This window comes from Streptomyces sp. NPDC028711, from assembly GCF_055565415.1.
In genome coordinates this window covers 1,135,636-1,154,259 of sequence record NZ_JBVHUJ010000002.1, presented here as the reverse complement: position 1 = coordinate 1,154,259, position 18,624 = coordinate 1,135,636, and the positions used below count along the sequence as shown (strand labels likewise).

At 68.5% G+C, this 18,624-nt stretch carries 14 protein-coding genes and 2 pseudogenes; 7 read left to right on the top strand and 9 right to left on the bottom strand.

The window, feature by feature from the left end; translation table 11 throughout:
• Positions 1-562 precede the first annotated feature (562 nt).
• The 3 genes from ACZ4VK_RS10920 to ACZ4VK_RS10910 form a co-directional block, all read right to left on the bottom strand.
• Positions 563-937, bottom strand: coding sequence for a DUF6086 family protein (locus tag ACZ4VK_RS10920; protein ID WP_468350702.1), 375 nt, complete (start codon positions 935-937; stop codon positions 563-565).
• On the bottom strand, positions 937-4,536 hold the full coding sequence (locus ACZ4VK_RS10915; protein WP_468350700.1) for an ALF repeat-containing protein: 3,600 nt from the start codon (positions 4,534-4,536) through the stop codon (positions 937-939). Before ACZ4VK_RS10915 ends, ACZ4VK_RS10920 begins: the two co-directional genes overlap by 1 nt.
• A gap of 352 nt (positions 4,537-4,888) precedes the next feature.
• Positions 4,889-6,856 (bottom strand): FG-GAP-like repeat-containing protein, encoded by a 1,968-nt coding sequence (locus ACZ4VK_RS10910; RefSeq protein WP_468350698.1) that lies wholly within the window; start codon positions 6,854-6,856, stop codon positions 4,889-4,891.
• A 324-nt stretch (positions 6,857-7,180) separates the two neighbouring features.
• Here ACZ4VK_RS10910 and ACZ4VK_RS10905 point away from each other — a divergent pair, with 324 nt between their 5' ends.
• Positions 7,181-8,158, top strand: a complete 978-nt coding sequence (locus ACZ4VK_RS10905) for a helix-turn-helix domain-containing protein (protein ID WP_468350696.1) — start codon at positions 7,181-7,183, stop codon at positions 8,156-8,158.
• A 240-nt stretch (positions 8,159-8,398) separates the two neighbouring features.
• Here ACZ4VK_RS10905 and ACZ4VK_RS10900 read toward each other — a convergent pair whose 3' ends face one another.
• Positions 8,399-8,695: a transposase gene (locus ACZ4VK_RS10900; RefSeq protein WP_468350694.1), complete on the bottom strand. Its 297-nt coding sequence runs from the start codon at positions 8,693-8,695 to the stop codon at positions 8,399-8,401.
• A gap of 444 nt (positions 8,696-9,139) precedes the next feature.
• Here ACZ4VK_RS10900 and ACZ4VK_RS10895 point away from each other — a divergent pair, with 444 nt between their 5' ends.
• Positions 9,140-9,649, top strand: coding sequence for an excalibur calcium-binding protein (locus ACZ4VK_RS10895; RefSeq protein ID WP_468350692.1), 510 nt, complete (start codon positions 9,140-9,142; stop codon positions 9,647-9,649).
• A gap of 463 nt (positions 9,650-10,112) precedes the next feature.
• On the opposite strand, the gene ACZ4VK_RS10890 is transcribed toward ACZ4VK_RS10895, so the two are convergent.
• Positions 10,113-10,877: a DUF6207 family protein gene (locus ACZ4VK_RS10890; RefSeq protein WP_468350690.1), complete on the bottom strand. Its 765-nt coding sequence runs from the start codon at positions 10,875-10,877 to the stop codon at positions 10,113-10,115.
• A 129-nt stretch (positions 10,878-11,006) separates the two neighbouring features.
• Positions 11,007-11,423 (bottom strand): hypothetical protein, encoded by a 417-nt coding sequence (locus ACZ4VK_RS10885; protein ID WP_468350688.1) that lies wholly within the window; start codon positions 11,421-11,423, stop codon positions 11,007-11,009.
• Between the two features lie 141 nt (positions 11,424-11,564).
• Here ACZ4VK_RS10885 and ACZ4VK_RS10880 point away from each other — a divergent pair, with 141 nt between their 5' ends.
• Positions 11,565-12,440, top strand: a complete 876-nt coding sequence (locus ACZ4VK_RS10880; protein ID WP_468350686.1) for an IS5 family transposase — start codon at positions 11,565-11,567, stop codon at positions 12,438-12,440.
• An 18-nt stretch (positions 12,441-12,458) separates the two neighbouring features.
• Here the strand turns inward: ACZ4VK_RS10880 and ACZ4VK_RS10875 are convergent, their stop codons facing one another.
• The 3 genes from ACZ4VK_RS10875 to ACZ4VK_RS10865 all read right to left on the bottom strand — a co-directional run bounded on the left by ACZ4VK_RS10875 (position 12,459) and on the right by ACZ4VK_RS10865 (position 14,579).
• Positions 12,459-12,944, bottom strand: a complete 486-nt coding sequence (locus ACZ4VK_RS10875; RefSeq protein ID WP_468350684.1) for a DUF1877 family protein — start codon at positions 12,942-12,944, stop codon at positions 12,459-12,461.
• A 198-nt stretch (positions 12,945-13,142) separates the two neighbouring features.
• Complete coding sequence (locus ACZ4VK_RS10870) at positions 13,143-13,913, bottom strand: transposase (RefSeq protein ID WP_468350682.1); 771 nt, start codon at positions 13,911-13,913, stop codon at positions 13,143-13,145.
• A 42-nt stretch (positions 13,914-13,955) separates the two neighbouring features.
• Positions 13,956-14,579, bottom strand: coding sequence for a hypothetical protein (locus ACZ4VK_RS10865; RefSeq protein ID WP_468350680.1), 624 nt, complete (start codon positions 14,577-14,579; stop codon positions 13,956-13,958).
• Positions 14,580-14,607: 28 nt separating this feature from the next.
• Between ACZ4VK_RS10865 and ACZ4VK_RS10860 the strand changes: the two are divergent.
• The 4 genes and pseudogenes from ACZ4VK_RS10860 to ACZ4VK_RS10845 all read left to right on the top strand — a co-directional run.
• Positions 14,608-15,318, top strand: a pseudogene (locus ACZ4VK_RS10860) (DEAD/DEAH box helicase); the annotation flags it as partial.
• A gap of 579 nt (positions 15,319-15,897) precedes the next feature.
• Positions 15,898-16,608, top strand: coding sequence for a tectonin domain-containing protein (locus tag ACZ4VK_RS10855; RefSeq protein WP_468350678.1), 711 nt, complete (start codon positions 15,898-15,900; stop codon positions 16,606-16,608).
• A 795-nt stretch (positions 16,609-17,403) separates the two neighbouring features.
• On the top strand, positions 17,404-17,700 hold the full coding sequence (locus ACZ4VK_RS10850) for a hypothetical protein (RefSeq protein WP_468350676.1): 297 nt from the start codon (positions 17,404-17,406) through the stop codon (positions 17,698-17,700).
• 19 nt (positions 17,701-17,719) lie between these two features.
• Positions 17,720-18,537, top strand: a pseudogene (locus ACZ4VK_RS10845) (IS5 family transposase).
• The last annotated feature ends 87 nt before the right edge of the window (positions 18,538-18,624 follow it).

Sequence of the window (18,624 nt, the reverse complement as noted above, 5' to 3'; positions counted from 1 at the left end):
AGGGGCTCAACTACTGGTTTCGGTGGCATCCTGGCCAGGTCTTCACCAGTTGACTGGCGCCTCCGGTGAGCTGCTGCGGGGCCCTCCGACTGGCAGGTGCTTCAGGTTGGAAAAGGCTCAAGTTCAGTACGGCCGGAAATTCCTGCTCGGGCGAAGGCAAGCCGCTGCGGAAGCGACTGAGGGATTGGGGCATCACGGTCGACTCCCGTCATCGCGCACCATCACCAGGCCCTCGCCGACCTCGGACTGGAGTGGACCGCATGAACAAGCAGCAGCGCGGCGCGTACGGCCAGGGCCTGACCCGTGTCAGCCGACATCATGGCGAGGCCGCGGCAGCGCGGTACACAATCCTTCGGGCCCTGACCTCTGTCGGGGTCGCACCCGAGCGCGCAGACGAACTCGTGTCGCAGCTGGAGGCCAGGGCGTCGCCGGGGCCCATACGTGGATCTCGGTCCCGGCAGCAGGGCACCAGCCGCGACCTCTACGCTACTGAAGCACGCGAGAACGGCCGGTCCCGTGTGACGGGGCCGGCCGTTCGTTATGCACGCGCGCGTGGCGAGACTCAGCCGTCCGTCCACATGGCGCGCACGTAGGCGTCATGCTCGTCCAGCTGCCCGGCCTCGTCCTCTGGCGACCGGGCGATCGAGCCGCCGCCGTTCTCGAGCATCACCAGCGAGGCCAGGAGGAGGCCGCGCAGGAGACCGTGCAAAACGAAATTATTCGTGTTGAAGTACTGGTCGTACAGCTTCTGGGTGAACCGCTGGAACAGGGCCAGGTCCACGTCGCTGCCGCCCAGGCGCTCTGCGTAGGTCAGCCCTGTGGGCACCTCCAGCAGGGCGCCGGTCTCGGCGGCGAGAGCGGCGTAGGCCTGACCTACTCCGATCCCCGGATCCCAGATGATCTTCGATCCGGTGGTGCTCCGGAACGGGTAACTCATCAGTTCCACCTTGTCTGGATCGGAATCTGCGGATACTTCGCCCTGAGCTTCTGAATCTCGGTCTCGATCAGCTCCACGAACCGCGGGTCCTGGTTCGGGCGGGTGAACCAGAAGCCCATGGGGGCATCGTGGTAGAAATCTGGCAGCTGCGCACGGGCGTCGATGTACTTCTTGATCTTGTATTCGAGGTGGTCGAGCCAATCCGGGTCGCCCCAGTAGCCCAGGACGCTCTTCTCCTCCCACAGGACGTCGCCTTCGAAACGGTCGATGTCGGTGATCAGGTTCCTGGTCTCCGGATCGTAGACCTTGTGATTGGACTTGCCTTCGAGGCAGCCCCTTCCCACCGGCCCGGCAGCCACCGCCTGTACGCCCATCATCGGCGCCATGCCGGACGTGTCTGCCATGGTTATCGCGCCGACGATCTTGCAGCCGCGCCGGATCAGCTGGAGGCTGTCCCAAACCCGTTCGAGTGCCTTGAGCTTGGCTCCAACGAGGGCGTCGGCCGCGAGGCTGCCACAGTCCTCGAAGCTCTTGTTGTCGAGGCAGGCTTCAAGGTTTCCGAGACCGGTGACGGCGCTGGTGAAGGCGTGCAGCTCCTCCATGGCCTGCTTGAACTCAGGGCCCATGGAGATGATGTCGCAGCCGATTTCGTTGTGCTGGCACCAGCGGGCGAATTCGTACGGGTCGCAGGGAACGATCGCCTGGCCGCAGCGGTAGTGCTTGCGTGCCTGGTAGCCGGGGTCCTGCTCGGCCTTCTGCTTCGCCTCCAGGGCGGCCTTACGGCGAGCTGCCTCCTCCGCCAGGTACTTCTGCACCGAGATGACGAAGGCCTCCTGCGCCGCCTTGAGGGCGGCGCCTGAGTCCTGGCCCGCCGCGACGGCCGACTCCCGCGCCTGTTCGGCGTAGGCCCACGCGGAGGATGCGGAGGCCTGGGCCATTTCGGAGGACAGGGTCGCGTCAGAAGCGGAGAGGGCTGCGGCCTCGGACGCCGTGTTGGCCTCGTTGGCCGCCTTGCGCGCGCTGGCCGCCGAGGCGGCAGCGCTGGCGGCGGAAGCCTCGGCGTCCCTGGCGTACTGGTCCGCCTTGACGGCGCTGGCCAGTGCTTCCTTGGCAGCGGCGTCAGCCTTCAGCGCCCACTCATTGGCTTCGGCGGCGGCCTTGCGGGCGGTGGCGGCGACCTTATGCGCGGTCGCGGCGTTCCTCTGCGCCTCGGCCGCGATCTTGGCGGCGTCCGCGATCAGCTTCTGGACCTGCGCCTCGTGCGTGGCGTCGAGGTGGTCCTGGCGGGCGGCCTTGTGCTGGCCGGAGAGGATGAAGGCGTGGACCGTCTGCGGCGAACCCTCGAGGGCGATGCGAGCGGCGGCCTCCATCTCGTCCCCACCGATGCTGAACAGCTGCGCGGTCCGGACGCGTTCGTCCTGGGTCCGTGCCATCGGCTGGGTCGTGACCAAGAATTCGCTGTACTTCTTGGGGTCGCCGCTGTTGAGCGCCGCCCGAGCGGCGTCGCCGAGGACAGGGCCGCCCTGGGAGGCGGCCTGTGCGACGGCGATGCGCATGCCCTCCGCGGCAACCTGGTACTGGCCGCCTTGGATGAAGGCGGTGATGGCTTCCGCGTCCCCGGTGAGCGCCGTCTCGGCGGCGGCGCGGACCTCAGGGGCCTCGCTCTCCTCCGCGAGGCGCGCGACGTAGGAGCGTTCGTCCTGTTCGCGGGCTGTGGTCCAGCCGTTCTTGAGGTAGCCGATGACCACCTCGTCGGGGCCTGCCAGCGCCGCGTCGGCCGCCGCGCGTCCCCAGGCCGTGCCGTTCTTGGCCGCCAGCAGGGCCAGCTTGCGTCCCTCGGTGGCGATCAGCGCGAGATCGGCTCCGGGCTCGGCAAGCTTGGCCACGAGCCGGTCGCGTTCGGCGTTGCGGTCCTTAACGGCCTGCATCAGCTGGGCTGCCTTGGCCGTGTCGGCGGTGTACTCCGCCTTCTGGTCCCGGGCCAGCGCGATACCGGCGTTGGTACGGCCCAGCAGATCCTCGGCCTCCACCTCACGGGCGAGGGTGTAGACCTTCTGGGCCTCCGCTACTGCCTCCGTTGCGATGGTCGCGGCTGCGGTGGCAGCGTTGGCGTGCGCGGTGGACTTGGCTGCGGCGGTGGCCGCATCGCCCGCGTGCTGAGCCGCGTCTTCGGCTGCCGCCGCGGCGTTGGTGGCGTGGGTCGCGGCCTTGCGGGCGGCGTCACGGGCATCGCCCGCGGCCGTCGCGGCCTTGCGGGCCAGTGCCCCGGCGGCGTTGGCGGCGCGGTTGGCTTCGGCGGCATGACGCTTGGCGGAAGCAGCGGCGGCACGGGCCTCCGCTGCGGCGTCGCTGGAGCTTCCGGCGTAGCCGCTGGCGTCCATGGCCGCGTTGGCGGCCGCGGTGGCGTCAGCGCCCGCGGCGACAGCGGAGTCCGCCGCCTCACCTGCTGCGGTGGCGGCCTTGGCTGCCTGATCTGCCGCGTCGGCGGCGAGGTTGGCGCCCTTGGCGATGGTGCGCGCGTTCTCGGCAGCGATGCGGGCGGCGTCCGCCTTGCCCGCGTCCGTTGCCGCATCGGCCGCTGCGGATTGAGCGCGTGCCGCGGCCTGTGACGCGGAAGCTGCGGCCGCGGCCGCCCGGGAGGCGGCGTTTGCGGCTACACGTGCCGAGTTCTTCGCGGCACTGGCTGCGTTGATCGCCTTCTGCGCGGCGGTCGCAGCCTGAGCGGCCGCGGCCGCCGCGTCACGCGCGGCGCGGGCGGCTTTCGCTACTTCGCCACCGGCCGCCACAGCCTGCGCTTTGGCCTCGAAAGCGGCGGCCTTGGCCAGCTTGGCCGACGCGACGGCCTTGCCCGACTCAGCCTTGGCCGCCTGTGTTTCCTTGGCTGCCTGACGGCTTGCCTCCTGCGCCTGCTCGGCGAGCTCGGCGACGGTCGCGTGCTCCTCGTCCTTGTTACGGGCGACGAACTGACCGACTTCGAGGAACTCACGGCGATCGTCAGCGGTGCCGTTCAGTGCGAGCTGTCCGGCGGCCTGGACGTTGGTGCCGCCCACGCTGACCATCTGGACGACCTGCAGCCGGTCGTCCTGCTCGCGCGCACTGTACTGCCCCTTGCGCAGGAACGTGACGACGTCCTCCGGCGTGCCGTTGAGCGCGGCCCGCGCGGCATCCGCTTCCACGGCCCGCGCCGTGCTGGCGATCTGGGCGACCTGTACCCGCTGGTCCTGGCGCAGCGGCTCTTCCCAGCCGTCGTCCAGGAAGTCCTCCAGGGCGTAACGGTCGCCAGCGATGGCTGTCCGGGCTGCCTCCAGGAGCTGGGTTCCGCCGATGCTTCCGAGCTGAGCGGCGCCGACGCGCTTGTCCTGGAGGTCCAGGGTCTCAGCGACGGCCAGGAAGCTTTCGACGTCGGCGGCGCTTCCAGTCAGCGCCGCTTCCGCGGCCGCCTTCACGTTCGGACCGCCGTCCCGCCAGTAATCCATCACGCGGCCACGGTCCGTGGGTGTCACATCCGACAAGGCCGCGAGCTGGGCCGCACCGGTTTGCCGGCCCGCAGAGGCGGGTGAGGCTCCCAGCAGGCCCAGGGTGAGGACTACGGGCAGCATGCCGAACGTAGAGGCGCGTATCGCGCGCCTGATTCTTCCCGGGCGTCGAGGCCCGTGGAGTTTTGGTTTCACCAGACTCTCATCTCGTTACCGGCAACTCACGTCAGCGGGACGCGGGCGTCGGCCCGCGTCCCGCCTGGATGTCACCGTGTTGTGGCGTTCGGTCAGTTCATCCCGGCCAGGGTGATGCCGTCGAGGGTGCAGTTCAGCCCCTGCAAGCCGACCGGGACGGTGGTCGCCCAAAGTGCTATCGGCGCGGCGGAGACACCGACGTCGGTTCTCAGCTGGGTGCCCTCGGGCCCGTATGGGCACGCTTCCGCCGGCCCGCGCGGGCCGGCCGGAGGGGTTTGCGTCACAGAGTGATCATCAAGGTGCCGCTGTTGAAGTAGGTGCCCATGTTGGTGCGCACGGACACGTTGCCATTGGCGAGCTCGTAGATGAACATGTCGGCCTTCTTGTCGCCGGTCGCGTCACCGAAGCGGAGGTGGCCGAGGTCCGTGCCGGTGACGAATCGGCCCCATCCTGTGGTCCAGTGGGTGCCGCCGTCGAAGTAGGTGCCCATGTTCTTGCGGACGCTGACGTTGCCGTCAGTGCCGTGGACGACCAGGTCGGCCTTGTTGTCACCAGTGATGTCGGCGAAGTAGAGCCGGCCCAGGTCCGTGCCGGTGACGAATCGGCCCCATCCTGTGGTCCAGTGGGTGCCGCCGTCGAAGTAGGTGCCCATGTTCTTGCGGACGCTGACGTTGCCGTCAGTGCCGTGGACGACCAGGTCGGCCTTGTTGTCACCAGTGATGTCGGCGAAGTAGAGCCGGCCCAGGTCCGTGCCGGTGACGAATCGGCCCCATCCTGTGGTCCAGTGGGTGCCGCCGTCGAAGTAGGTGCCCATGTTCGTGCGGACGCTGACGTTGCCGTCAGTGCCGTGGACGACCAGGTCGGCCTTGTTGTCACCAGTGATGTCGGCGAAGTAGAGCCGGCCCAGGTCGCTGCCGTCGAGGTAGCGTCGCCACCCGGAGGTCATGACGGTGCCCGCGCCGAAGCTCGTGCCGAGGTTGCGGTGGACCGTCACGGTGCCGTCGGTGCGCTGGACGACCAGGTCGTCCTTGCCGTCGCCGTCGATGTCGGCAGGCGTCGTCTGGTCGCGGGTGATGATCGACCGGACCCAGTCGGAGACGTTGTCTGTCCTCACGTCGTAGGCGCCCGTGGCGGTGCCTGCGTTGCCGAGGCATCCGGCCTGGTGCGAGCGGCTGCCGATGGCCACGAGCGTCGCGTTGCCGTTCACGACGCGCAGGGCCGGGGCTCCCGCGTCACCCTTGCAGACCGTGGCGTCGGCAGACGCGGAAGCCGCCAGGTCGAACCCGTCGGTGACAGTGGCGCCGACGGTGAACTCGGCCGTGTGGAGTACGTTCGGCGTCCACGCGGTGCTGGTACGGCCGAAGCCGGCCACGGTCAGTTTCTCACCAGCAACCGGAGCCGTCGTGCCCAGAGCGACCGGGGTGATGGTGTTGGCGGGCGTCGCCAGGCGGGCCATCACCAGGTCGCGGTCCGGGTGCGGGACGACCTCGCTGATGCCGCTGCTGTGCAGCCCGCTGGAGGAGAGGTCCGAACGGCCCAGGAGCAGGGTGCTCTTGAGCTTGGGAGCACCCTGGGCGACGTTGTTGTCCACGGCCGGGTCATCGGCAAAACAGCTCTTGGCCGTGACCGCCCAGTTCCGCGCGACGAGCGTCGCCGTGCAGGAACGGAAGTCCCCGACGCGCAGTCGGCCGGTGTATCCGTAGGTGGTGTCCCCAGAAAGGGCGGGGGCGGTTCCGCCGGGGCCGGTGACCCGGATCTCGACCAGCCTGCTGCGGGCGCCGCCCGCGACACCCTCGCCGACCGGCGCGTAGCCGCCCTTGGGGATCGTGATGGTCTTGCTGGTGCCGTCCTCGGCGGTGAGTGTGGCGCTCATGGGCTGGTCGGCCGCGTCGATCCAGAAGGCCCGGTTGAGGTCCAGCGTGAGCAGACCCGTGCTAGCCCGGGAGACGAAGCAGTACATCTCCTGCTTGTTCACAGGTGCCCCGACGACCTGCACGCGTATCTGCGCGGCGTCCAGGTCGCAGTCGGCAAGCATGATGTTGCCGTCACCACGGATCAGCTTGATGCCCTTGTCCGCCTCGATCTGAGCGGCGTTCGGGTACGCGCCGTCCTCGAAGGCGTACGGCATCACCGCCTCAGCGGCCTCGGCAGGCCCTGTCTGTGCCGCGAATGCATGACCCGCCGCAGGAATGGTGAGGGCGGCGACGGTCATCACCGTGACGCCCATTCTGGTGGCACGCGTGTGCACCTGATCGTGTCCTTCCGAAGGAAGCGTTGTTCGAGGGCCTCGCGACGTCCGCAGTAGTGCCCCGTGCCTGCCCGGAACCAAGACGCGCGGGCAGAAGGCTCACGCTAGGACCGCCACGAGCACCGCTCCAGGGACACCACGCGCCAATCCGGGACCGTAGGTGCCATCAGGGGACCGTAGACGCCGAGTTGGGGACTTCACGCGCCTGACACCGGCATTCACCTGGGAACTTGCGCTGCTCTATGCTCTGCCCTTGTGCAATCACACTCGCATCCGGGAACGACCTCGTCCGCCCTTGCCCGGCTGTCCGTCGAAGTCATCCGCATGACCAGCGCGGACCCGAACAGCTACGCGCACTTGCTGGGCCTGGCGCCGGAGCACCTCCACGGCGACGCCTACCGTGCCCCCGCCGCCACCACTGGGCGCCTCGCGGACCTGACCACCGTCCACGTCCCGTGGACCGACACCGCAGCGCTGCTCGCACGGCAGTCACACATCGGCGCCCTCGGCGTCTGGGACTACCTGATCACCGCCGCCCCCACCCCCCTCGAAGGTATCCAGGACGCCGCGGCCTACTTCGCCACCATCGTGGACACCGCCACCGAGTGCCTGCACATCACCGAGGACGGTGACCACATCACCATCAGCCACCGAAACCAGGCCGACGTCACCCACGAAGCCGCCTGCGCGATCCGCGCCTACGCCCTAGGGATCTTCCGGCAGCGGCTCAGCCAGGCAGCCGGCCGCGCCCTCGTCCCCATCCGCGTCACCCTGGCGGCACGTGCACCCCGACGGCACGACATCCTCGCCGAGCTCTACAGCACGCGTGTGATCCATTTCGACGCCCTCGACAGTTCGATCACGTTCCGCGCCGCCGACCTCAAAACTCCTGGACCTCACACCCAACCCGGTCTGTCGGCCGTGCTGCGAAGACACGCCGACCAGATCCTCGCCACAGCGATACCGTTGCATGACTGGCTCAGCCTCTTCCGCACCACCCTGGCCACCACCCACGATGAGGGCAACCCCACCCTGGCCGCCGTGGCCCGACGCATGGCCCTGAGCACACGAACCCTCCAGCGCCGCCTCGACGAACACGACACCACCTGGAGCAGCGAACTCGAATACCTGCGTCAGACACACATCACACGGCTGCTGGAAACCACCGAACTCAGCATCGACTCCATCGCCACCCGAAGCGGCTACGCCAACGCCCGCGCCCTGCGCCGAGCAGTCCAACGCTGGTACGGAACGACCCCCGCCGCTCTCCGCAACAACAGCCGCAGAAGCATGACCTGGTAGACGGGAAGCGGGTCGTGGGAGACTGCGAGCTACTTCGCTCAGTGGGTAGCCGTTGTCGAGCATGCGGTTGATGAGTTCGTGTCGCTGCTGAAGACGTTGCACGATGAGCGTGGGAGGTAGGGCCTCCAGCAGCGGCATGCGAGGTATCGGGGAAGGCGTCTGTTCCGCGTACTTCCGCAGGCAGGCTCGATGCTGCTGGCAGGTCTTCTCCACTGCTTGCGACAGATTCCGCAGCAGGTGTCAGCGGTCCGCAACCTCCACCGCATGCGGCGCCGCTTCCTTGATCGCTCGCGTGTAAGCACTGGCTCGGTCCCGGCCGACAATCTCCACTCCAGGATGGGCAACGAGCCAGGACGCGAGCGTCTCAGACGTGCGATCGGGAAGAACATCGACGGGGCGACGCTTTTCCACGTCGACGAGGATCGTGCCGTAGGTGCGTCCCCGTTCGCCCTGCGGGACCAAAAGGAGACGGTCGCCCTCGATCGTGTGGCCCCAGAGCAGCGGCCCGCCCGGCAAGGGCAGGACCGAGCAGGGCACAGAGGAAGAACCCGCCAGCCGACGGCTCTATCCCTCCCCATACGCCCGCAGGCCCCGGGCACCGCAGAAGTACACGTAGTCGGAGATCATGACGTCGCCGTACGCGGCTGCCGCGGCCACATAGTCCACTGGAAGGACAACTCCCCAGTCACGGGCGACCGCCTCGATCACAGCGGCGCCGTCATCCGCCCGCCCGGCGAGAGGGTCCAGCAGCTCGGCCAGGCTGCAGCCGCGCCGCGAGAGCCGCCTCCTTCCCCGGAGCGGGCGCAGGCTTCAAGGGCTCGCCATGGTGGTGCCACACAGGCTCACAGAGCGCCCGCCGACCAGGAAAAACACCCTGCGAGTCACACAATGTGATGCTCATTTGGCCTAGCGTCACGCGCTCCGGGCGCCGGCCGCTCTTAGCGTGGGGTGACGCGTGCAGGACCCTGAGGAGGTCTTCCGATGAGAAGTCGCAGCGTGGTGGCCGGCATAGCCTTGGCGATCGTCTCTTTCGCTCCGTTGTCCGGCGTCGCTCATGCCCAGGATCTCGACTGCCGGGACTTCCGGTTCCAGGAGGACGCGCAGGCGGAGTTCGACCGGGACCCGAGCGACCCGAACCGGCTCGACGAGGACCAGGGGCCCGATGACGGCATCGCCTGCGAAGTACTGCCCAGGCGCTCCGGCGCGGGCGTTGCGCCGCAGGTGAGCCCGAGTGCCACCACTGTGCCGTCGGTGAGCCCGAGCCCTACCGCTATCCGGCCGGTGAACCCGAGCGCCACCACCCTGCGGCCGACGGCCCCCGTCACTCCCGCCCCCGTCGTTCCGAGCCGCGGTACTCGGGCCGGAATCGGCGGAACATCCGGCCCGTCCGCTCTCAGCGTGGGCGTAGGCCTCACCTTGGCTGTCGGAGCCGCCACGGCCGGCGGCTACTTCACCGCTCGCCGCCTGCGCCGTGGATCGATACGGCCGTGATCGTAAGGCACTCGCCGCAGCGGCCGGGGGCGCTCAGCAGGTGGGCGGGAAGGTGCCCGGAGCGCTCGTCATCGACGGCACGCGGATGTCACTCATCCGCGTGCGGGAACCCTTCCAACGAAGGAACGCGCCGCCTGCGCAGCCCATCCGCGCCGCTACCGAGTTCCGTGGGAGACCGGGCGGCCGACTGGTCGTTGATCCGCCTCCCTGGCGCCCCCACACCGGTAACCCCGGTGCGGGGGCGCAATGCGTTCCCTGAGCCCGCGGGCCCTCGCTCATGCACCTGCCGCACCTGCACGGGGGGTGGGGCACACGAGTGCCCCACCCCCCACGGTCACAGCTCTACCGGCTCCGCGGCCTGTGCCTGACGCCGATAGGCCTTCAGGAATGCCGCCAGGCTGGGCCGGTACGTCAACAGGTCCTCCCACTCAGCGTCAGTGAGGCCTTCCGGATCATCGCCGCCTCAAGCATCCCGAACTAGCAAGCTCGGTCGTGGTCTCGTCCGCCTCCATGAGCGGTACAACGAGCAGGCCTCCACCCCTGACGGCCAGCCGGTCGGCGAGTTCACGCCGGGGAGTGGCGCGGCTAACCCCTTCCTCCTTGAACGTGTGGATCGCCGTGTCGACCGACCGGCCTTCCCACACTCATCCCAGGGCTCTTGGTCGCGAGAAGCCCGCATTCCGTAGATCCCCGGGCTTGTGGCCTGGGTTTTCTCGTGGGGGCAAGCCGTGAATACGGTGGCGGCCACGGGTACGAGCAAGCCCCGCAACCCGCAGAAGGAGGACTTCGGGCATGCGAGGCGGGGGGCCTGGTGCTGACCGATGTGCCTCCGCCGGAGCGGGGCCTTCAGCTGTCCTGGGGTCTGCCGGAACGGGGGAATCCGGCAGACCCCAGGACTGCCAGAGCGGTCCCATGCGCTCTCCAACCCTCTGCCCCCGAACTCACCTTCCACACACCACCTTCCGCCCCGGGCAAACCGGACAGCCCGGGCCGGGGTCAGCGCAGCCGACCCCGGCCGCTTTGACTTCTGGGTTAGGGCCGCAGGTCGGCGTAGAGCCGTGCGGTCACACCCGGCTCTCCGGGGACGACCGTCCCGCGGTGCCCCGGAGGTCGCCCAGTGCCGGCAGAGTTCCTCGACGGCCGCCTGGAGGGTCGCTTCGTCGGTCGCGATGACGTCCAGGACGATCAGGCCGGGCTCGCTGATGTGGATCGGGACGATCGGTTCCATGCCCGCCAGAACGCCCCTCGGCGGTGGTGGAGTGGGGCATTCGCCCCGATCCGCCTGGACGGGTCGAGTTCCGTGCGGCTTTGGCCCGGCGGACGGACCACGCAAGGAGGACGATAGTTATCTGCGGTTCTATTCTGCCGTGTCCATGAGTGGCCCGTGTGTGGCGAAGCGGTCTGCGGCACGGGTGAAGTTGCCCGCCTCAGCTTCGTATTCGTGGGCGAAGGCGGGTTCGGCGAGGGCGAGGTCCCGATAGATCGCGGCCAGGTTCCTGCACACGGAGACCACCCGCACGTTGACGGGATGGTCGACACCGGCGTCAGCGTCGTCGGCCAGCGCGTTGAGGCCGTCCCACGCCTCGGCGCGCTCCTGGATGGCCTTGGCCAGGGCCGTGTGAAGGTGCTCGGCGCGGGCGCGCTGATGTGCCTCGTATTGCGCTGAGCCGGGGAAACGGGTCGCGTCGAGCCCGTCGGTGACCAGGCGGGGCGTGCCGGGGGTCTGTTCCGCGGCCCATGCGTCGAGGCTCTCGGCGAGCGCCGGGCCGGGCAAGGTGCTGCGGTTGCGCCAGCCGTCGCGCGCCCACTGCAGTACCGCCGCGGTCCAGGTCCGGTTCCCGGTGAGTTCCTGGATCCGGGCCGGGATTAGGCCGTGTATCGGAAGTAGATCTTGAGCTGTGAATGATCGTGGTCCGTGGCGCGCGGAGATCTCACGGACGAGCAGTGGGCGGCGTTGGCCCCGTTGTCGCCAACGGGCAGGAAGACGGGCCGGCCGCCGGTCTGGCCGCGACGGCGGCTGATCGATGGCATACGGTTCCGGGTCCGGACCGGTGTTCCGTGGCGGGACGCGCCTGCCGAGTACGGGCCGTGGGGCCGGGTCTACGACCTGTTCCGCCGTTGGCAGCGAGACGGCACCTGGCACCGGGTCCTCGCCCGGCTTCAGTCCCTGGCCGACGCGAAGGGTGGGATCGTGTGGGACCTGAGCGTCGACTCCACAGTGTGCCGTGCCCATCAGCATGCGGCCGGGGCCCGCAAGCGGGGTGACCTGCAGAAGGAACCACCGGGCGGTGTGCATGAAGAGCCTTGTGATCACGGGCTGGGGCGTTCGCGCGGCGGGTTCACCACCAAGCTGCACCTGGCCGTCGAGCAGGGGCAGAAGCCCATGGCCATCGTGGTGACCGCCGGGCAGCGCGGCGACTCGCCGCAGTTCGAACCCGTGCTGGAGAAGGTCCGCGTGCCCCGCATCGGGCCGGGCCGGCCGCGCGTCCGCCCTGATCGCGTGCGGGCTGACAAGGCGTACGCATCCCGCAGGAACCGTGCCTATCTGCGCCGCCGCGGAATCCGCTGCACCATCCCCGACAAGGCCGACCAGGCACGCAACCGCCAGAAGCTCGGCTCGCGCGGCGGCCGGCCACCACATTTCGACCCGGTCGACTACCGCGAGCGTCATGCGGTCGAGTGCGGGATCAATCGCCTCAAGAGGCACCGCGCCGTCGCCACCCGGTACGACAAACTTGCGGTCCGCTACGAGGCGACCGTGCTGGTCGCGGCCATCAACGAATGGCTGTGATCAGCACGCGCCCGCGTCTCAAGCCCATACCGCTTTGACCACCGCTCGGCCTGCTGAAGCCGCCTGCCCGTAGAACTCTTGGAGCTCCCTGTGATGTTCGAGGTGTTCCTGTTTGATCCAGCCGAGGGCACTGAACCTTGCGTCGACGACGCTCCACAGCTCGTCGAAAGAGACAGTCGTAAGGAACTGCGCGGCCTGTGACACCCCGGGTGGCTCCAGAAGCATCAGCGGGGGATCGGAGGGGTCGGCATCAACGCTGTGGGGTACCGGGCGGCCGCCGTAGATCGGCAAATTCCAGGGCTGGTCAGCGTCTGTATAGAGGGCATCAGCGGCGGCATAGAGGTCGTGGACAGCGTCCCAGCTCTTGCTGATCGAATGGGCGATGCCCGCTGCGTACTCGGCCTCGTCGTTTTCCCACGCCTCAGACATGAACGCAGCGAGCCAGGTGTGGTCATCCCGGATCTCGGACTCAGCCACGGCACGAAAGTGCAGGTAGATGCTCACTACGACGAATCCCTCAGCTCAACGACCTACCTGTCAGGCCGAACGGACAGAACCTACTTGACGGCACTCACAGCCACGTGTTGTCCATATCGGCTCGCGGCATCCGGCAAGACTCTTTCGATACACGGCCTAAGGGCTGTCCCGTAAATGATCTCCGAGCCGTCTCAGGCATGGTCGACTGCGGTACGGCCAGCTGGTCTATCCGGCGAGGGCGAGGTTGTGCAGCCGGGCGATGCCGAGCATGGCGTGGTGGACGCCGTCGCCTTTGAGGCGGCAGTCGCGGAGGATCTTCCCGGTCTTCATGCGGGCGAAGACGTGCTCGACGCGGGCGCGGACCTGCTTGTGGGACTTGTTGTGTTCCTCTTTCCAGCCCGGGAGTTCGGCCTGGCCGCGCTCGCGGCGGTGCGGGATGACGAGTCCGGTGCCCGGGTAACCGCCATCGGCGATCGTGAGGGTCTTGCCGACGGCGGCCTTGGCGCCGGACTCCTCCCACGCCTTGCAGTCGTTGCGGTTCCCGGCGAGCGGCCGGCCGACCACGACGACCAGGCGGGTGCCGGCGTCGATGACGACCTGGTGGTTGGTGGAGTACCGATAGTTCTTCGACCGCTCGGCCACAGTGTGGTCCCGGGTGGGCACGAGGGTGCCGTCCACGATGAGCACGGCGTCCTTCGCGAACCGCTTGCGGGGCTGGAAGGCGAGCATCGGCGCGAGGTGGTCGATGATCCGATCCGCCGCCGACTTCGACACCCCGAACAGCGGGGCGAGCTGCCGCATGGTGAGGTTCGTGCGCCAATACGCGGACACCAGCAGGGCCCGGTCCTCCAGCGGCAGGCTCCACGGCCGGCCCTTGCGAACCTCGTCCGCACCCTGGCGCCGCAGAACTGTCACCAGCTTCCCGAAGGCGCGAGGGCTCAGCCCGGAGAACGGGGCTATCCAGGAAGATTCCGACGCCGTGATCACACCAGCCATATCAAGATCGTTTCATGGGTGATCGGCGGCTCGGCCCGCCTCTCAGCTGCCGCTCAGCGGAGACGTCCACGTGGGGTCGTGGCGGGATCTCCTTGTGAGGTGGGCCAGAAGGTGTTCCGCCGCGATGGAGGCAGTGTCTTGCGGCGTGCCAGTTGCGGTCAGGGCGGCGACCAGCCTTGCTGATGCTGTTTCCTGCACGTCCGGGTCGGTGAGGAGGGGCAGCAGTAGCAGGAGGCGGGTGGCTGTGTCCTGGACGCCTTCGTCCGCAAGCGACGGATTGTCAGCGATCTGGGTCAGTTCGGGCCAAGTCAGCCCAGCGCCCGAGAAGTCTCCGTCCCAGCTGGCGATCTGCTCGGCGTAGCTTCTTCCTGGAGGGGTGATGAGGTAGTCGGTGCCGTAATCGCCATTCAGATTGCGGTAGATCACCACGGCTCCAGGGCCGTCATCTACTGGCACCCTGAACACCGGCCAGCGGTCAGGATCGAAGAGGACCTCGGACAGGGCATCGACATCGGCGCCGTCCTCACCAAACCACTCCGGAACCGGGCGCTCGGCACACCCCCCGTCGCTGCACATCGCCAGGAGGTAGTTCGACCAGAAGCCCGGGTGGACCAGCAGCGACTCGCCCGGCACCAACGGGCCGACATCGTATCCCTTGATCAGCACCCCTCGATCCTGTCACCAGCCACTGACACGATCCGATCCGGGATCGGCAACGGGTCGCCGTCCAGTTACGGGACAGCTCTTAGCGGGCGGAGAGCGCCTCTACGGCCAGCGCATGGACGGCTTCGACCTCGCAATCGTGGATGAGGCCCACGGAACCGCCGGTGATCTTGGTCGCCCGTGGGCGGCGATCCACGACAACGCCCGCACCCCGGCCGACTTCCGGCTCTACCTCACCGCCACTCCGCTCATCCTCGCCGCGGCCCGGCCCCAAAAGGGTGCGGACGGCCAGGAGGTGGAACTCGCGACCATGGCCGATGACCCGGAGGGCACCTACGGCAGGTGGCTCGCCGAGCTCGGACTGAGCGAGGCGATCGAGCGCGAAATCCTTGCGGGCTTTGAGATCGACGTCCTGGAGATCCGCGACCCCTCCCCCGTCCTGGGCGAGTCGGAGGAGGCGCGGCGCGGCCGGCGCCTGGCCCTGCTGCAGACCGCGCTTCTGGAGCACGCCGCCGCGTACAACCTGCGTACGGTCATGACGTTCCACCAGAAGGTGGAGGAGGCCGCTGCGTTCGCGGAGAAGCTGCCGGCGTCGTCGATCGACGCGGAGTTCTACGAGCTGGAGGCTGGCCGTCACGTCCCGCCGGACCGGGTGTGGTCGGCGTGGTTGTGTGGCGACCACCGATCGCCCACTCCCTGTTCATCTGCGTCATGCCTTGATGCTGCCGCACGCCACCGACATTGTTGCCTCGCCGATCGAAGGTGCCCCACCGCGGGGCAAGCACGCGCGCAAGCCGTGAAGCGGGACGAGGACGGCAGGATGGCGCGGGAGGGCTACCAGGGTCTCCGCCAGGACGATCCGGTCGCCGAGTCGCGGCGCACGGGCGCGTAGAGGCCTCAGCCGGCAGCACCGGCCCACCAGCCGGGGGTGATCCCCAGCTCGCGGTCGGCGACGCCCGTCCCACGCCGCCCTCACGTCCCGGGCCGACGCCCGCGACAGCGTGATCCCGTACGACCCCGACGCGCCACCGCCCAGGGCCGGTCCCCGTGGGCCTCACAGGTCTCCGCAAGGCTGAACCGTCCGGGACAGGTCGGACGGACGCATGGGCCGCCGATCTTGTCGATCCCCCCGCGGCAGGACGGTGTTTCCGGTCGAAGTGATACCGGTCAGCCCTTCTCGTCCTTTGCCCGGCCAAGTCGGTCGAAGTTCAAACCTGACTTACTGGCTTGTTTGATATCAAGACAAGCGTTCACGCACCTTATTGCCTCATCCGACCGGAAAGCATGGCCGTGACAACGGTTCGACGAAGGGTGTTTCGGCATGGCGGATTGGGTGAAGGTCGCGGGCAGTCTCTCGGCCATCTCGGCGGGATCCAGGACGACCGTGTGGGGCGTGAACTCGGCGAGCGCGATCTACCGGTACACCAACTACGACGGCGGTCCGTGGATCAACATCCCGGGAGGTCTGAGCGACATCGGCGCGGCGGCGGACGGCACCGTGTGGGGCGTCAACAGCGGCAACCAGATCTACCGGTACACCGGGGACCAGGGAACGACGAACTGGGTGGGCATCAACGGGAGCCTGGTCCGCATCGACGCGGGTTCCCGGACGAACGTGTGGGGCGTGGACTCCGCCGGCGGCATCTACCGCTACACCAACAACGACACCAACCCGTGGCTCAAGATCCCCGGCGCGCTGAGCGACATCGGCGCGGCGGCGGACGGCACCGTGTGGGGCGTGAACAGCGGCAACCGGGTCTACCGGTACACCGGGGACCAGAACCCCTCAGATCCGTGGGCGGACGTCAACGGCAGCCTGAAGCGGATCGCGGTGGGCTCGCGGACCAACGTGTGGGGCGTCGACCCGGCCGGCAGCATCTACCGCTACACCAACAACGACGCCAGCGGCACCAACCCGTGGATCAAGATCCCCGGCACCGCCACCGACATCGCCGCAGGAGCCGACGGCACCGTGTGGCACATCAACAGCGCAGGCGACATCTACCGGTACACCGGCGACCAGCCGAGCTAACCCCTCCCACCTCGTCGTGCGGGCCCCGGCCAGGACAGCCGGGGGCCCGCACCCGATGCTGCCGTACGGAGACAGCAGACCCTTGCCCGAGAGAGGACGGTGCAGAGCTCAAGCGGCTGCGACCGGAGCTGCCTCCGGCAACTGACGGGTCAGCCCGGCCGTAGGCCGGGCTGACCCCCTTGCGAACGGCTGCCGACGGACACCAGTTCCGGCCCGGAGTCGTCCCCGACGTCGTCGGCTCACCGCCCACCGGCGGTCCTCCCCCTGTCGGACGCACCGGCCGGGCCACAGGTGAATCCCGTGCCTTCCTCCAGCGGGGGCCGAGGCGTCCCGGCCCGGCCACAGCCGCCACAACCTTGGTCACAGGGGTACCCGGTCAGGCGGTGCCAGGCTGGGCTCAGAAGGGAGGTTCATCGCTGTACGTCTTCTGGCTGCTGATCTTCGGTTGCGGTGCTCCGGTGGCCCAAGGATCATCCTGCGGCTGGTGCTGCGAAGTACCCCATCTCCCTGAGGGCGAATTGCCGCCCCAGTTCCCTGTCGGGGTGGACCGCGTCGCCGACACCCTGCCGGTCACCACCGGTGCAGTCCAGACGGCGACGAACCTCACCACCACGGTCGACGCGGACGGCACCTGGCATCTGCACGTACGGGGCAAGGACCGGGCCGGCAACTGGTCGTCCACCGCCGCACAGCAGCGTCGCCCTCGTAACCGGCCTGGACATCGACGGGCACCGCCGGCAGGCATGGCTCAACCTGGACAACGCCGCAGCTCTCCTCGTCGAGGAACCCGAAGACGTGGACGACGTGAGCCTGTGGATCGCCACCCCGGAGTTCGAAGAAGCCATCGGACATAGGCGTGCCGAGCTCGATGCGGAGGTGCCGGCCGACGCCGCAGGCGCTCTCGTGTGGGCTTCAGCGGCTGGTGTCCAGGTCACGGCGCAGCAGTCTCGGATCGAGGAACTGCTGTGCGCACAGGAGGCCTTCGTGGAGGAGCTGTTCGACGCGCTGCTGGACGAACTGGGCTTCCCTGAAGCTGCCCACTCCGGCCGCAGCCATAAGAAACGATGTCTGAGACCGTGTCCTATGTGGTGAGGCGGTCGTTGAGGTCGTCATGGGGCGGGGTACGTGGAGTTGGATTGTTCCGGACGGGCTGTGGGAGATCGCGAAGCCGCTGATCCCACCCTCACGGGTGCGGCCGCAGGGCGGCGGGACGCCGGACACGCCTGATGAGACGCTGTTCGCCGCGATCATCTACGTACTGGTCTCCGGGTGCGCCTGGCGAGCCCTGCCGCCGTGCTTCGGGATATCGAAGTCGACAGCCCATCGCCGGTTCCTGATCTGGTCCCGTGCCGGGGTGTGGGGCCGGCTGCATGAGGAGATCCTGCACCGCCTCGACGACGCCGGCCTGCTCGACCTGTCCCGAGCGGTCCTCGACTCCGCCCACGTCAGGGCGAAAAAAGGGGCGGCCTCACCGGTCCGAGCCCCGTGGACCGGGGCAAGGCGGGTTCCAAGATGCACGTCCTGTCGGACGCGAACGGACTGCCCCTGGTCGTCGGCCTCTCGGCCGCCAACACCCATGACAGCCAGGCACTGAAGCCCATGATCGCCGGTCACCAAACGAGACACGACCCTCATCGCGGCCGTCATTTCAAGCCCCAGCGCCTGCACGCCGACAAGGCCTACGACATGCCTGAACTGCGGAAATGACTCCGCGGCAAGCGCATCGGCGTGCGTATCGCCCGCAAGGGCCTCGAGTCATCAGAACGTCTCGGACGCCGCAGATGGGTCATCGAGCGGACCATGTCCTGGCTGACCGGCTACCGCCGGCTCAACCACCGCTACGAGCGCCATCCACGCAACTACCTGGCCTTCCTCGGCCTCGCCGCAGCCATCTGCTGCTATAAACGGCTTCTCCGCCTCACCACATAGGACACGGTCTGAGTACGCCCTCTCGGGTGGGGTGCGGCGAGGTGCGCAGCAGGCCGATCCCCTGTCGGGCGTTTGCGTGAACCACGT

What these genes read in the sequence shown, in the direction of transcription:
- ACZ4VK_RS10920 (WP_468350702.1), bottom strand. Translation starts at nt 937, where the DNA reads ATGAGTTACCCGTTCCGGAGCACCACCGGATCGAAGATCATCTGGGAT.
- ACZ4VK_RS10915 (WP_468350700.1), bottom strand. Translation starts at nt 4,536, where the DNA reads ATGCTGCCCGTAGTCCTCACCCTGGGCCTGCTGGGAGCCTCACCCGCC.
- ACZ4VK_RS10905 (WP_468350696.1), top strand. Translation starts at nt 7,181, where the DNA reads ATGACCAGCGCGGACCCGAACAGCTACGCGCACTTGCTGGGCCTGGCG.
- ACZ4VK_RS10895 (WP_468350692.1), top strand. Translation starts at nt 9,140, where the DNA reads ATGAGAAGTCGCAGCGTGGTGGCCGGCATAGCCTTGGCGATCGTCTCT.
- ACZ4VK_RS10890 (WP_468350690.1), bottom strand. Translation starts at nt 10,877, where the DNA reads ATGGAACCGATCGTCCCGATCCACATCAGCGAGCCCGGCCTGATCGTC.
- ACZ4VK_RS10870 (WP_468350682.1), bottom strand. Translation starts at nt 13,913, where the DNA reads ATGGCTGGTGTGATCACGGCGTCGGAATCTTCCTGGATAGCCCCGTTC.
- ACZ4VK_RS10855 (WP_468350678.1), top strand. Translation starts at nt 15,898, where the DNA reads ATGGCGGATTGGGTGAAGGTCGCGGGCAGTCTCTCGGCCATCTCGGCG.